Genomic DNA, 13,234 nt, shown 5'->3' with positions numbered 1-13,234 from the left:
TATTTATTCTAATGTTTTCTCTAATTTTTCAATAAGGTCTTTATTTCCAACATAAGTTGGAGTTCTCTGTTGTAAGGAAGTATATTTTATATCTAATATCGATTTTTTCCCATTAGAAGAGCGACCGCCGGCCTGTTCTATAATAAAAGATACAGGATTTGACTCAGATACTAATCTGAGCTTACCATCTGGTTTGCCTACTAAAGAAGGGTAAGCAAAAATTCCACCATAATGGAGAATCTGGTTTGAATCGCCAACAAAAGAACCACCGTACCTTAATTTATAACCTTTTTCTTCCACTCCTTCAACAAATTCTTTAAACTCAGGAAGCCAATCCTTTCTCAGTCCACCCATACTATACAGTTTACCTTTTTGGGGAAGTTTTATGTTCTGTTTTGTTAAAATGAATCCTTCATTCGTCAGTAAAAACTCATTAACGCCTTTCTTAGTTGCATAAACTAACGTATCGAGCGGACCATACAGCATATACATAGCAGCTATTTGATTCTTTCCTGGCGTAGGAAACTCTTTCTTGGATACCCCTATTATAGTACCAACTAAATTATTACTTTCTATATTAGAAGAACCGTCTAATGGATCGATGCTTATGTTGAAAATTCCATTTTTACTCATCTGAACAACATCTGCTTCCTCTTCAGAAATTAGAGTTTTTACTAAATTAGTTTTCCTAAGCTCTTCTATTATAAATTGATTGGCCCAATCATCAATAACCAACTGAACCTCTCCAAAAACATTCCTCATCTTTGTCTTACCTCTTCTGTAAGGAAGTTCTCTTCTTATCAATTCACACATTTTACTTATTTCAAAAATCAAAGATGCTAATTTTTTGTCTAAATTTTTTAGTAAATGTTCCTTTAACAACATAATATCTTTGTGTATTTATTTTTTTAATGCTTCGGCTTGGCTCACCATCAATCCTGAACTCATCGAAGGGTTGACCTTTTTCTTTTAGCTACTGCTAAAATTGTTGGTATTACAGAATCCGGATTCACCGAGAGAGCTTCTATTTTGTGGCTAATTAAAAATCTAGCGAAATCAGGCATAGAGGCAGCCTCACCGCAAATCCCAATATATTTTTTTCTTTTCCTGCATTCTTTAATAACCTTTGCTATCATTTTTTTAACAGCTTCATTTCTTTCATCAGCAATATGAGCTATTTTAGCGCTGTCCCTATCTATTCCCAGGGTTAATTGAGTTAAGTCGTTAGAACCTATGCTCATTCCATCAAAGATTTCCAAAAATTCTTTAGCTAAGATGACATTTGAAGGAATCTCGCACATAACAATGATTTTCAAATTACCTTTTCCTCTTTTTAATCCGTTTTTTGCCATTAAATCAATTACTTTTTTGCCTTCTTTAACTGTACGGCAGAAAGGAACCATTATCCAGATATTCTTTAAACCAAAGACCTCTCTTGCCTTTTTAATGGCCTGGCACTCCATTTCAAAAGCAGGTCTAAATTCCTTGTCATAATATCTTGAAGCTCCCCTCCACCCTAACATGGGATTAGCTTCTTTTGGTTCAAATTGTTCTCCGCCTATTAAGGCTGCATATTCATTTGTTTTAAAATCAGAAAGCCGAACAATTACTTCTTTAGGATAAAAGGCTGATGCTATCTGAGAAATTCCCTCTGCTAATTTATCAATAAAGTATCTTTTTTTATCTTTGTAGCCAACAGTTAATCTATCAATTTCAGCTTTTATTTTTCTGTTTTTTATTCTGTTTTTTATCTTCTTGTAATGATAAAGAGCTAAAGGGTGAATCCTTATTTTCTCTGCTATTATAAATTCTTCTCTGGCTAAACCCACACCGTCAGCTGGCAAAAACGAGGATTTAAATGCAATTTCTGGAGCTCCTAAATTCAATACAATTTTTACAGGCAACTTTGGGATTTTTTTCAAATTATATCTTTTGATTTTAAAAAGAATCTTTCCTGAAAATATTCTTCCCCGGGTACAATCTACGGTTACCTCTTGATTTGTTTTTAGAATATCTGTTGCTTTTTTTGTTCCAACAATACATGGAATGCCAAGCTCCCGACTTACTATTGCCGAATGACAGGTTTTACCTCCTTCATCAGTAATAATTGCTGAAGCTATCCTCATTATAGGAAGCCAATCAGGGTCAGTCATTGTTGTTACCAAAACCTCTCCTTTTTGAAATTGACCTATCTTTGAAACATTGGGAATTACTCTCACCTTTCCCTGACCAATTTTGTTACCAATAGGAATACCAGTTATAATTGGACTTTTTTTAGTCTTAATTTCATATTCCTGGTAAGTTTTTCCAATTTTTGGAGCATGGACGGTTTCAGGTCTGGATTGAACAATAAATAATTTATTTGATTTTCCATCTTTTGCCCACTCAATATCTTGAGGGTACTTATAATGGTCTTCAATCTGACAAGCCCAACGAGCCAAGGTTAATATTTCCTTGTCAGTTAAAGAAAACCTTAACTGATCTTTTTTGGAAACTGTCACTTCCTTTAATCCACCTTTTTTATTATAGATATGTTTTCTGGTTTTTCTTCCTAAATTCCTGATAATTATAGATTTATATCCTTTCTTGAGAGTGGGTTTAAAAACATAAAATTCATCGGGCGTAATCCTTCCCTTAACAATCATCTCCCCTATTCCAAAAATAGAGTTGATTAAAACTACATTTTTAAAACCCGTCTCCGTATCAAGAGTAAATATCACCCCTGAAGAAGCTAAATCTGACCTTACCATCTTTTGAACTCCTACAGATAAAGCAATTTTTAAATGCTCAAACCCTTTTTCTTCTCGATAGGAAATACCCCTGTCAGTAAACAAAGAAGCCATGCATTTTTTAATGGCTTTTAGAAGCTCCTTTTCACTCCTAACATTTAAAAAGGTTTCCATCTGTCCTGCAAAAGAAGCAGTCTTTAGGTCTTCAGCAGTTGCTGAAGACCTTACTGCAACATCTGTCTCTTTTTCACCATATTTTCGGGATAATTTTTTGTAATTTTTTAGGATTTGTTCTCTTAAGTCTTCAGGAAACCTGCCTTTTAAAATAACTTGGCGGGCAGCCTTTCCTGTTTGTTTTAAGCTATTCAAATTCTTTGGATTAAATCTCTTAAAAATATTTTTTAATTTTTTATCAATTCCGTTCTTTTTTAAAAAGTACCAATAAGCCCTAGACGTTGAAACAAAACCATCTGGAATATCTATTCCTTTCTTAGTTAGCTGAGAGAACATCTCTCCTAAAGAAGAATTTTTACCACCTACCAAAGGGGTATCTTTTTCTGAAATATCTTTTAACCAAAGGATGAATTTTTTAGCTCTTTTTCTCATTTTTTTGGATTATTTGTTTAATACGTTTTACAGACTCAGGATTGGATAGAGTAGAAAGGTCTCCGAGATTCTCAGCAATAAACAATCTTTTTAAAATCCTCCTCATAATTTTACCGCTCCTTGTCTTTGGAAGGTCTTCAACTAAATAAATCTCTTTTGGTTTAACAATAGGTCCAATTTCTTCTCTAATCTTTTTTATTAATTCTTTTTTCACTTTCTCTAAAGACATTTTTTTCTTTAAAACTACAAATACTACGGGTACTTCTCCTTTTATCTCATGCGGCACTCCCACCACTGCACATTCAACAACATTTGAATGTTTTGAAAGTATATTTTCCAACTCCCCGGTAGATATCCTATGTCCCGCTACTTTAATAATATCATCAACTCTTCCTACAATTCTAATTAAGCCGTTTTTATCTTTATAGGCAACATCTGAGGTAAAATAAATTTTATTTCCGTACTGACTCCAGTATGTTTTTTTATATTTCTTTGGATTCTTATAAATTCCTCTTAACAATCCAGGAGCAAAAGGTGGAAGCATTACTAAATTTCCTTCTTTATTTAGGGGCAAGGAGTTACCCTTCTCGTCTAAAATATCAAATCTTACTCCTGGAAAAGGTAAACCAGTAAAAGCAGGTTTGAAAGGACCGACACCCGGCAAAGAAGAAATAAGAATTCCCCCTGTTTCAGTCTGCCACCATGTATCAACTAAAGGACATCTCCCTTTTCCAACATTTTGAAAATACCAGTGCCAGGTAGCTTCATTAATTGGTTCACCAACTGAGCCTAAAATTCGTAAACTTTCAAATTTGTATTTTTTAGAAATTTTACCATTATATTTCTCAAACATTCGAATTGCGGTAGGGGCAGTATAGAAAGTTGTTACTCCATATTTTTCAATGATTTGAGCCCACCTGTGGGGCTCTGGCCAATCCGGCGCTCCTTCAAATATCAAAAAAGTAACTCCATTAAGTAAAGGCGAGTAAATCCCGTAAGTATGGCCTGTTGCCCAACCAACATCAGCCATACACCAGAAGATATCTTCATCTTTGAAATCAAACACCCATTTACCGGTAATGTAAGCTTGAACTGTATAACCTCCGGTAGTATGAAGAATTTGTAAATACTGACCGGCAGTTCCACTTTCAGTTAAAATAAATAAAGGGTCTTCTGAATCCATTGGCACTGCTTCACAATCATCACTTTCCTTCTCAACTAAATCCTGCCACCAAATATCTCTGCCCTTTTTCATTTTTACTGGATTTTTTGCTCTCTTAACTACAACAACTTTTTTCACATCTGTCTCTCTTATTCCCTCATCAGCATTTTTCTTTAAGTCGATAATCTTGCTTCTTCGGTAATAACCATCTGCTGTTATTAAAATCTTAGCTTTGGTATCTTGTAATCTTATTCTCAATGCCCTGGAGCTAAAAGCCGAAAATACAACTGAATGAACTGCTCCAATTCTGGCACAAGCTAACATTGAAATTACCACTTCGGGAATCATTGGTAAATAAATTCCTACCCTATCACCTTTTTTAACTCCTAATCTTTTCAAAGCATTGGCAAATCTATTAACTTTTCGATACAGATCGTAGTAAGTTAAAATTTTTGATTGCTCTTCTGTTGGTTCCGGCTCCCAGATTAAAGCAACTTTATTTTTTCTCTCTTCTAAATTTCTGTCTAAGGCAGTTTGAGTAATGTTTAACTTCCCACCAACAAACCATTTAAAGCAAGGAGGTTTATGTATAAAAGTTCTTTTAGGTTTTTTAAACCAAATAACTTCTTTAGCTATTTTATTCCAAAATTTAATTGGATTTTTATTAGCTTCTTTATAAATAGTTTTATCTCTTACCCAGGCTCTTTTTTTAAATTTTTTATTAGGATAGTAAAGATTACTTTTCTTTTTCATAATTTTTAATACTTATTTATTTAAAAATCATGATAATTTAGTATACCTTAATTAAAAAAGAGAATCAAAAACCCTATACCTGATGATATAGGGCAAAATCTAATAAGCTCTTGAGAACTTAGTTTAATTTTAAAGTTTTTCCCCCACAAACTTGGTAAAATCTGCTAATCTGCAAGAATATCCGTGTTCATTATCATACCAGGCTATAATTTTTATAAAATTATCTATTACCTTTGTTGAAAGGGCGTCAACAACGGCTGAAAAAGAATTTCCTATGTAATCTGAAGAAACCAAAGGAGCATCTTCTATTCCCAAAATTCCCTTTAATCTTTTTTCTTGAGAAGCTTTTTTAAAGACATTGTTTACTTCTTGAACAGTTGTCTTTTTTTCAACCTCACAAGCTAAATCAATAACAGACACGGTGGGAGTCGGTACTCTCAAAGCTATGCCATCTAATTTTCCTTCCATTTCTGGTATGACCTTACCTATTGCTTTTGCCGCCCCGGTAGTGGTGGGAACAATGTTTAAGGCGGCCGCCCTGCCTCGCCTCAAATCTTTAGTATGAGGCAAATCTAAAAGTTTCTGGTCGGTGGTATAAGAATGAATAGTGGTCATAATTCCTTTTACAATCTTGAAGTTATCGTTCAGCACCTTTACGACAGGGGCTAAACAGTTCGTGGTACAAGAAGCCATATCAATAATGTCATGGTCCTTCGGATTAAATTTATCCTCATTAACCCCTAAGATAAAAGAGGGAATTTTATCAGGATTTCTGGAGGGAGCTGAAATTATTACTTTTTTTGCCCCAGCTATCAAGTGTTTTTTTGCATCTTCATATTTCCTGAAACGGCCCGTACACTCCAAAACTATATCAATTTCTAAATCTCGCCAGGGCAATCTCCCCGGATCCTTTTCCGCCAAAACCTTTATCCTATCTCCTTCACGAACTCCATTAATTAGAAGTTCATCCTCGGTATATTTAATGGGTTTTTTATAAATCCCATAAACAGAATCGTACCTTAAAAGATAGCTCAGGGTCTTAGTATCGGTTAAATCGTTAACGGCTACCACCTTTAAGACAGATTTCTTTTCCAGAAGTTCACGGAAAACACCTCTGCCAATCCGACCAAAACCATTTATGGCAATTTTAATCATGAAACTTGAAGTGTAAGATTACTCTTTTACTCTTTTATTCTTTTATTCTTCTATTCTTCTATATTTAATAACTCAGTAATCTTTTCTTTATTGAATCCTACCACAATTTCACCATCAATTTCTATTACCGGCACTCCCATCTGTCCAGATTTTGTAATCATTTCCTCTCTTCCCTTTTCGTCTTTTGCAACATCAATCTCTTCAAACTCAACATTATGCTGTTTTAAGAATTCTTTTAAAGTTATGCAAAAAGGACAAACTGGAGTACTAAAAACACGAACTTTTGTCATATTAATTAATATCTTTAATTAAATATAGTATAAATTTATTCTTCCAACTTATTCGCAACTACCCCCGGAAGAGATAGAGGATTGACTGTATGTTTCTGAAAACCCTGTAGCTGCAGAAGTTTCAGCTAATTTCTGGAAACAAATATCTGACTCTGTCTTAAACCCACAACAAAGTAGAGTTTTTACTGCTTCAGCAGTTCTGCCACCGAAATTAAACTCACTTACTCCTTCTGGTTGACCCTGGTCATTTAAAATTAAAGCTGGTGAACCTGTTACAGGACATTGATTACTACATCCTGTAGGTGGTGGATTCTTCATACATTTTTTACATTCAGGAGTATCATTGTATTTATCTTGAACCGTAAAATCTTCTCTTGCATACTTTAGCCCTTTTGAATTATCATTTATACAAGTATTTAACTTATTCATATCTACATTAACCGCTACTAAACAATTTTCTACATCTCCTTTTTTAATATAGCAGTCAATATAGTTCCAATATTTATCTAGCTGTTCTTCTCTTAAACAAATTTGTCTTAGATTTTCTTGAGCTTCTTTATCACCGTGCATTGAAGTTATTTTGTCTCCTTGAATAGAACCCATATATTCAACTCTTATATTATTGGCTAGCGATGGAATATTTTTAACAATTTCATTTAAAATTCTCTGCATCTGGATTCCAAAAGGGCATTCACTTACGACAAAAGCTTCCAATAATGGTTTCTCTGTTTTTTTAATATCTTCACAGGTTAATTTTTCTGGCTGTTCAACTGAGGTCTCTGGCTGTTCTATCTTTTGATCCATATCAAAACCTCCAAGAAATAAAAGCTTACCATCTTTAGTAACATAAGAACTATGTTCCTCCTCCAGAACTTTTAACTTAAATTTATATAAACCATTATCCTCAACTACTTCTATTAAAGAAGCTATTACACCTTCTTCTAATAGATACTGGTTTATATAATTTATTGCTTTTTCAGCTGCTTGTTGGGGAGTTAATAAATTTCCCTCACTAACTTTGTCTTCATTATTGTTTTTATAAAAAAAATAACCTGTAATTGAAATTCCAAAAATAATAATTGCTATAATTATTAAATTTTTTAGATTTTTAGCCATATAGCGATAATACCACAAATTTTATTTTCTGTAAACCCTATTTAATTCCTTTATTAGACTATCAGCATCAATTCCATACATCTTACAGATATCTCCTATTTTTAGGTTCTCCATCTCCAATTTAGCAAAAGGACAACCCAAACATGGTAAATTATACTTTACCAAAATCTTTTCAGCTTTTGGATGTTTTAAAACATCAGCTAAAGTGGTGTTTTGGGTAATTTTATCTTTCATTAAGGCATTTAAACATCTAAATATTAAAACATTCCTGTTTGTATGCTTTTATGCTTCTATGTTTTTATGTAGCAAGCCAGCCTCCATCAACAATTATTACTGAACCTGTTATATAAGAAGAGTTCTCTGAAGCTAAAAACAAAACTGCCTTTGAAATCTCTTCCGGCCTTCCCATTCTGTGCATTGGAATCCTGGCTAATGTTCCTTCCATAGATTTGGGGTCTTGTTTTGTTGAAGCTGTCATTGGAGTATCAATAGCTCCCGGAGCTACAGCATTAACTCTAATGTTGTAAGGAGCCATTTCCAAAGCTAAAGCTTCGGTCATTGCTACTATTCCCCCTTTTGAAGCAGAATAATGAACAATATTCGGAAAACCAACTCCCATACCCCCCATTGCTATGGAGGCTACATTAACAATTACCCCTGATTTTTGCTTTACCATTTCTTTGGCACAAGCTTGGGCACATAAAAAATAACCTTTTAGATTAATTCCTAACGTTCTATCCCAATCTTCTTCTGTTAATTCCAAAAAAGGTTTAAACTGTAAGATTCCTGCATTGTTAACTAAAATATCTATTTTTCCAAAAGCTTTTATTGTCTTTTTAACCATATCCTCAACCTCTTCTTTTTTTACTACATTACACTTTACTGCTATTGCCTCTCCTCCTTGTTCTTTAATCTCTTTAACTACCTTTTGACAATCTTCAAGAGAAATATCTGAAACTACAACTTTAGCTCCTTCTTTAGCTAAAAGTAAAGCATGAGTTCTTCCCATTCCCCTTCGAGCCCCTGTAATAATTGCTACTTTATTTTTTAATTCCATCTAAACTATAACTTAATTATTTTTTAAAAAAAATGACCTTTATTAATTATATCTTTTTTAAGTAAACATTAAAAGTTTAGACCTAAAAATTAACATCTTTTTTATCTCGAGCCTTGGTTGAGTAATATTGAGTCAAAGACTTAGCTTTTTCTAATACTCTTTTTGGGATTTTTATTTTTTTGCCATAGTCACAAATTAAAGTTGTCGGCCCAGAATAATTTTTCATTTCAATTAAAACATCTTCTTTTTTAGCTAATTTTTTTATTCTGAGATTTTCTTTATGCTCTCTTCCAACAATTATTTTAATCTTGTTTTCCCAAAAATGACGGCCATACTTTAAAAGTTCAACGTCTACCCCATTGCATTTGGGATATTTTTGAAATAACTCTTTTAATCTTTTTCCAAATTCCAAATCAGTTAAAAGGCAACCTCCAGCTGGAGTAGGATACCATTTAATCTTCCATTTTTTAACTAATTTTAGTTGTTTTTTTCTGGAACGACCAGAAATATCTAAAAGCTTTTGACGATTGACCAAACCTTTTTTTTCAGGAATGGTTGACTCCAATTTCTTGGCTGAAAGGGGTCTCAATAAATAATCTTTTAGAGAAGATTCTCTTTCAATTATTCCTAAAGCAACTTTATTTTGAGAAAACGGTCTCTCCCCTAAAACCTCACCGGTAGCCACAAAATCAACTTTTTCTTTCATCATAATTTCTTTGGCTTTCTTTAACATCAAAATATGGCAATCTAAACAGGGGTTCATTGCTGAACCATAGCCATATTTTGGAGACTTGACCATCTGAAGATGTTCTTTTGAAATATCAACAACTTTCAATCTTATTCCCAGATTCTGGGCTGCTTTTTCAGCCTGTTTTGAATCAAAAAAATGACTTTTGAAAAAGAGGGCTGTGATTTTTATTCCTTGCTCCATTAAAATTTTGGCTGCCAAAATTGAATCCAAACCACCAGAAAATAAAATTAAAGCCTTAGGTTTTTTCATAGAGATTTGGAAACATTCCCTTTAACAATTATTCCCCCGCCCAAAACTTCCTCTCTTTTGTAAAAAACTACTGACTGGCCGGGAGTTATTGCTCGCTGGGATTTGTCAAAGATTAATTTGTAGCTTTTAGGTTTTAACTTTTTAGTTATTATTGCTAAAGCTGACTGATGTCGATAGCGAATTTTTGCCTTTATCTTTAAAGGAAGTTTCGGAGCTCTTCTAGAAATCCAATTAACGTTTTTTGCAATAAGCTCTCTTTTATCAAGGTCTTTTTCATTTTTAGTGACAATTAAAATATTTTTCTTTAAGTCTTTACCTGCAACATAAAATGGCCCCTGGGGAACTTTTATTCCTTTTCTCTGCCCTATGGTATAGAACCATAATCCCTGATGCTGGCCTATTATTCTTCCTTTGGTGTCAATAATGTTTCCTGGTTTTGTCTTAAGATAGTACTTTAAAAAATCATTTGTATCTTTCTCAATAAAGCAAATCTCTTGAGATTCTGAAACTCCAGAAAGTGGAAGATTAAATTCTTTTGCCATTTTTTTTACCTCGTTCTTTGTATAACCCCCAACAGGAAAAAGAATATATTTTAATTGTTTTTGATTAAGTTTCCACAAAAAATAAGACTGGTCTTTGTTTTTATCTTTTGCTTTTACTAATTTAATTCTATCTTGCCCTTTTCTAATTCTGGCGTAATGACCGGTAGTAATAAATTTTGCCCCCAGCTGACGAGCTTTTTTTAACAACAAACCAAATTTTATTTCCTTGTTACACTCAACACAGGGATTTGGGGTTTTTCCCTTTTTATATCCACTTAAAAAGCAGTGTACAATTCTCTTTTTGAACTCTTTTTCAAAATCAAAAACATAAAAAGGAATTTTTAAAGCTTTTGCTATTCTTCTTGCTCTTTCCTCCGATTTTTTTAATTTATCTCCCGGCCAAACTTTCATAAAAGCACCTATTACCTCAAAACCATCAGTCTCTTTTAAAAGAGCTGCCGCCACCGAGGAATCAACGCCTCCCGACATTGCACAGATTAGTTTTTTTGTCATAGTTTTAAAAATCCGCTAACTATTAAATCAATTGCCTCTTTTTCGGTTAGCCCCCTCATTCTTAAATAAGTTAATTCTTCCTCTGAAATTTTACCAATAGAGGCTTCATGAGTGATTTGAGCTTCCTTGTTTTGACAAACCAATTGAGGAATTAAAGAAATTTTAGCGGTTTTGCTGACTAATAATCCCTGGCAATCCAGATGACCTTTTCCGGGAGCTTTAGCAAAAATTTGGCTGACGGCTTCAATTTGACTCTTTTTTCTTCCAATCAATCTTAACCTAATAATTCCCTGGGAACCTTGACCCTCTAAAAAAATGCTGTCTTTTACTTTCGTTTTTGAGTTAAAAGAATTAATGACAAAATTTAAATTTGAAGAAGAATTTTTCCCATTGTGAATTGTTGTTTTTAATTTCAGATTCTCTGGCGGAAATAAATTTTGATAATTGTAAATTAAACGGGAATTTTTCTCTAAAGTAAACTCATAATCCAGAGAGATATTATCTTTCTCGCCCCATCTATGGATATGTTCATATTCCAAGAAAACTCCCTCTTTTAAAATAAGTTTCCCTTTGGCTTTATGAGTCCCGCAAAGATTATTTTTTTGAGCATTGCAAACCCCATTTGCTTTTACCTTAATATTTTTTTCAATGATTAATAAATTGTTTAAATCTTGAAAAATTTTAGGCGAAGCAATAGTAATACAAGTCATCAAAGGAAAATTAATTTGCTTTTTGACCCAAACAAAATATCCTTCTTTTGGTTTTTCTCCGAAAAATTTTCTTGTCCAAACAAACTTCTGCCAAGCTTCGAGACTTGGCAAAATTGTTACTTCTTTTGCCTCAAAGATATTTTTAATCTTGTGGTCAATTTGCAAAAAATGGACATTTTTTACATTTTTCATAACCATATTTTTTAATGGTTTTTATAACTTTTTTATAATCTTTACTCCGACAAATAATCTTACCATCAAGTATTACATTGGTAATATCTGGTTTTAAAAAATTTAAAATTTGACCCCAATGAGTAATCAATAAAACTGAAATATTTTTATCTATTAATTCTTTTTTTATTATTTTCGCTACTTTTTCCAATTTCTTAATATCCAAACCGGAATCAATTTCATCAAAAATTACCAATTTTGGATTTAAAGCCAAAATCTGGATTAATTCTGAAATTTTTTTCTCTCCACCAGAAAAATCCAAATTTACCTCTCTGCCTAATAATTCCCTTCCATCAGGGATTTTAAGTTCCCTTTGAGAAATTTTCTCCAATAATTGAGAAAGTTTCACTCCTTTTACTGCCGGCGGCGATTGCCAAGCTAACGCTATTCCCAATTTTACTCTTTTTTCCGGAAGAATTTTATTAATTTCTCGGCCATGAAAGAAAATTCTTCCTTGACTTATTTTATATTTTGGGTTGCCCAAAATTACTTGGGCAAGGGTCGATTTACCCGAAGCATTAGGACCTAAAAGAGCTTGAATCTCTCCTTTTTTTATTTGAAAATTTATTCCCTTTAATATCTCCTTTTCATTGCCTTTGACCCATAATTTTTCAACTTTTAATAATATATTTTTCATAATCCTATTTTTTCTTGATTAAATCTGCTAAAGTAATAGATTCTAAAGTAGAGTTTAAAACCTCCTGAACCTTTTTCCAAACATTCAGTGTTTTACAGGTCTTTTTACGAGGACAATTATATCTTTTTTCTTTCGCCAAGCACTTAACAGGAGACATTGTGCTCTCCAAAACTCTTATTATCTCTCCCACATTTATTTTTTGGGGAGAACGCTTTAAAAAATATCCCCCTTGAACGCCTTTTTTTGCCTTGACTAGGTCGGCCTTTTCTAATTTTGACATTATCTTTTCTAAATAATCAAAAGATATGTTTTCTTTTTCAGAAATTTCTCTCAAAGAACAAATCTTTTTCTCTTTTCCAAAAACACCGGCTAAATAAACCATTGCCCGCAGACCATATTGAGATTTCTTTGAAATTCTCATAGTGAAAAACCGACGATATCGGTCGGTTTTAATATATCAAAATAAAAAAGATTGTCAACACACAACTATTTTTCTTCTTTCACTTTCTCAATTGCTTCGTAAGGACAAATTGTCTTTCCACCGCATTTTTCTATCTCTTTAGAATCGATAATTTTTGATTTATTATCTTTATCCCAATCAGCACCCTCGGGGCAAACGGCAATACAGACTCCACAGCTTATACATTTTTCTTTATTAACTTTAAATTTTAAAGACATATTTATGAATTTAAGATTGTTAAATAACCTTTATAAAACAATTAAATAATTTTTT

Annotated in this window: 14 protein-coding genes; all 14 read right to left on the bottom strand. The window is 32.9% G+C overall.

Going from position 1 to position 13,234, the window contains the following annotated elements; genetic code table 11:
* Positions 1-3 precede the first annotated feature (3 nt).
* On the bottom strand, positions 4-885 hold the full coding sequence (locus IB617_01850; protein ID UZE92885.1) for a fructose-1,6-bisphosphatase: 882 nt from the start codon (positions 883-885) through the stop codon (positions 4-6).
* Between the two features lie 59 nt (positions 886-944).
* Positions 945-3,335, bottom strand: a complete 2,391-nt coding sequence (gene ppsA / locus IB617_01845; GenBank protein UZE92884.1) for a phosphoenolpyruvate synthase — start codon at positions 3,333-3,335, stop codon at positions 945-947.
* Positions 3,319-5,250 carry an acetate--CoA ligase gene (gene acs, locus IB617_01840; GenBank protein ID UZE92883.1) on the bottom strand — a complete coding sequence of 644 codons (1,932 nt, stop codon included), beginning with the start codon at positions 5,248-5,250 and terminating at the stop codon, positions 3,319-3,321. The genes ppsA and acs overlap by 17 nt, the downstream gene beginning before the upstream one ends.
* A 129-nt stretch (positions 5,251-5,379) precedes the next feature.
* Entirely contained in the window at positions 5,380-6,405 is a 1,026-nt protein-coding gene (gene gap / locus IB617_01835; GenBank protein UZE92882.1) for a type I glyceraldehyde-3-phosphate dehydrogenase, read from the bottom strand.
* Between the two features lie 50 nt (positions 6,406-6,455).
* Positions 6,456-6,695: a glutathione S-transferase N-terminal domain-containing protein gene (locus IB617_01830; GenBank protein UZE92881.1), complete on the bottom strand. Its 240-nt coding sequence runs from the start codon at positions 6,693-6,695 to the stop codon at positions 6,456-6,458.
* A gap of 48 nt (positions 6,696-6,743) precedes the next feature.
* A complete protein-coding gene (locus IB617_01825) occupies positions 6,744-7,811 on the bottom strand; it encodes a hypothetical protein (protein UZE92880.1) in 1,068 nt (355 codons plus the stop codon).
* A 21-nt stretch (positions 7,812-7,832) separates the two neighbouring features.
* Entirely contained in the window at positions 7,833-8,045 is a 213-nt protein-coding gene (locus IB617_01820; protein ID UZE92879.1) for a DUF1858 domain-containing protein, read from the bottom strand.
* Between the two features lie 64 nt (positions 8,046-8,109).
* A complete protein-coding gene (locus IB617_01815) occupies positions 8,110-8,868 on the bottom strand; it encodes an SDR family oxidoreductase (GenBank protein ID UZE92878.1) in 759 nt (252 codons plus the stop codon).
* Positions 8,869-8,950: 82 nt separating this feature from the next.
* Positions 8,951-9,868, bottom strand: coding sequence for a 7-cyano-7-deazaguanine synthase (locus tag IB617_01810; GenBank protein ID UZE92877.1), 918 nt, complete (start codon positions 9,866-9,868; stop codon positions 8,951-8,953).
* Entirely contained in the window at positions 9,865-10,923 is a 1,059-nt protein-coding gene (mnmA, locus tag IB617_01805; GenBank protein UZE92876.1) for a tRNA 2-thiouridine(34) synthase MnmA, read from the bottom strand. The genes IB617_01810 and mnmA overlap by 4 nt, the downstream gene beginning before the upstream one ends.
* Positions 10,920-11,825, bottom strand: a complete 906-nt coding sequence (locus IB617_01800; GenBank protein UZE92875.1) for a SufD family Fe-S cluster assembly protein — start codon at positions 11,823-11,825, stop codon at positions 10,920-10,922. The genes mnmA and IB617_01800 overlap by 4 nt, the downstream gene beginning before the upstream one ends.
* Positions 11,788-12,501: an ATP-binding cassette domain-containing protein gene (locus IB617_01795; protein UZE92874.1), complete on the bottom strand. Its 714-nt coding sequence runs from the start codon at positions 12,499-12,501 to the stop codon at positions 11,788-11,790. The genes IB617_01800 and IB617_01795 overlap by 38 nt, the downstream gene beginning before the upstream one ends.
* A 4-nt stretch (positions 12,502-12,505) precedes the next feature.
* Positions 12,506-12,922: an Rrf2 family transcriptional regulator gene (locus IB617_01790; GenBank protein ID UZE92873.1), complete on the bottom strand. Its 417-nt coding sequence runs from the start codon at positions 12,920-12,922 to the stop codon at positions 12,506-12,508.
* Positions 12,923-12,987: 65 nt separating this feature from the next.
* The gene (locus tag IB617_01785; protein UZE92872.1) at positions 12,988-13,179 is read right to left on the bottom strand and encodes a 4Fe-4S binding protein; all 192 of its coding nucleotides are present in this window, start codon (positions 13,177-13,179) and stop codon (positions 12,988-12,990) included.
* Between the last annotated feature and the right edge of the window lie 55 nt (positions 13,180-13,234).

It is taken from the genome of Candidatus Nealsonbacteria bacterium, from assembly GCA_026016225.1.
Taxonomy (GTDB): domain Bacteria; phylum Patescibacteriota; class Minisyncoccia; order Minisyncoccales; family JANBVM01; genus Nealson33H.
This window is presented reverse-complemented; position numbering and strand designations above follow the sequence as displayed.

Bases quoted from the DNA above. Each gene is read 5' to 3' on its own strand.
- IB617_01850 (UZE92885.1), bottom strand. From the start codon at position 885: ATGTTGTTAAAGGAACATTTACTAAAAAATTTAGACAAAAAATTAGCA.
- ppsA (UZE92884.1), bottom strand. From the start codon at position 3,335: ATGAGAAAAAGAGCTAAAAAATTCATCCTTTGGTTAAAAGATATTTCA.
- acs (UZE92883.1), bottom strand. From the start codon at position 5,250: ATGAAAAAGAAAAGTAATCTTTACTATCCTAATAAAAAATTTAAAAAA.
- gap (UZE92882.1), bottom strand. From the start codon at position 6,405: ATGATTAAAATTGCCATAAATGGTTTTGGTCGGATTGGCAGAGGTGTT.
- IB617_01830 (UZE92881.1), bottom strand. From the start codon at position 6,695: ATGACAAAAGTTCGTGTTTTTAGTACTCCAGTTTGTCCTTTTTGCATA.
- IB617_01825 (UZE92880.1), bottom strand. From the start codon at position 7,811: ATGGCTAAAAATCTAAAAAATTTAATAATTATAGCAATTATTATTTTT.
- IB617_01820 (UZE92879.1), bottom strand. From the start codon at position 8,045: ATGAAAGATAAAATTACCCAAAACACCACTTTAGCTGATGTTTTAAAA.
- IB617_01815 (UZE92878.1), bottom strand. From the start codon at position 8,868: ATGGAATTAAAAAATAAAGTAGCAATTATTACAGGGGCTCGAAGGGGA.
- IB617_01810 (UZE92877.1), bottom strand. From the start codon at position 9,868: ATGAAAAAACCTAAGGCTTTAATTTTATTTTCTGGTGGTTTGGATTCA.
- mnmA (UZE92876.1), bottom strand. From the start codon at position 10,923: ATGACAAAAAAACTAATCTGTGCAATGTCGGGAGGCGTTGATTCCTCG.
- IB617_01800 (UZE92875.1), bottom strand. From the start codon at position 11,825: ATGAAAAATGTAAAAAATGTCCATTTTTTGCAAATTGACCACAAGATT.
- IB617_01795 (UZE92874.1), bottom strand. From the start codon at position 12,501: ATGAAAAATATATTATTAAAAGTTGAAAAATTATGGGTCAAAGGCAAT.
- IB617_01790 (UZE92873.1), bottom strand. From the start codon at position 12,922: ATGAGAATTTCAAAGAAATCTCAATATGGTCTGCGGGCAATGGTTTAT.
- IB617_01785 (UZE92872.1), bottom strand. From the start codon at position 13,179: ATGTCTTTAAAATTTAAAGTTAATAAAGAAAAATGTATAAGCTGTGGA.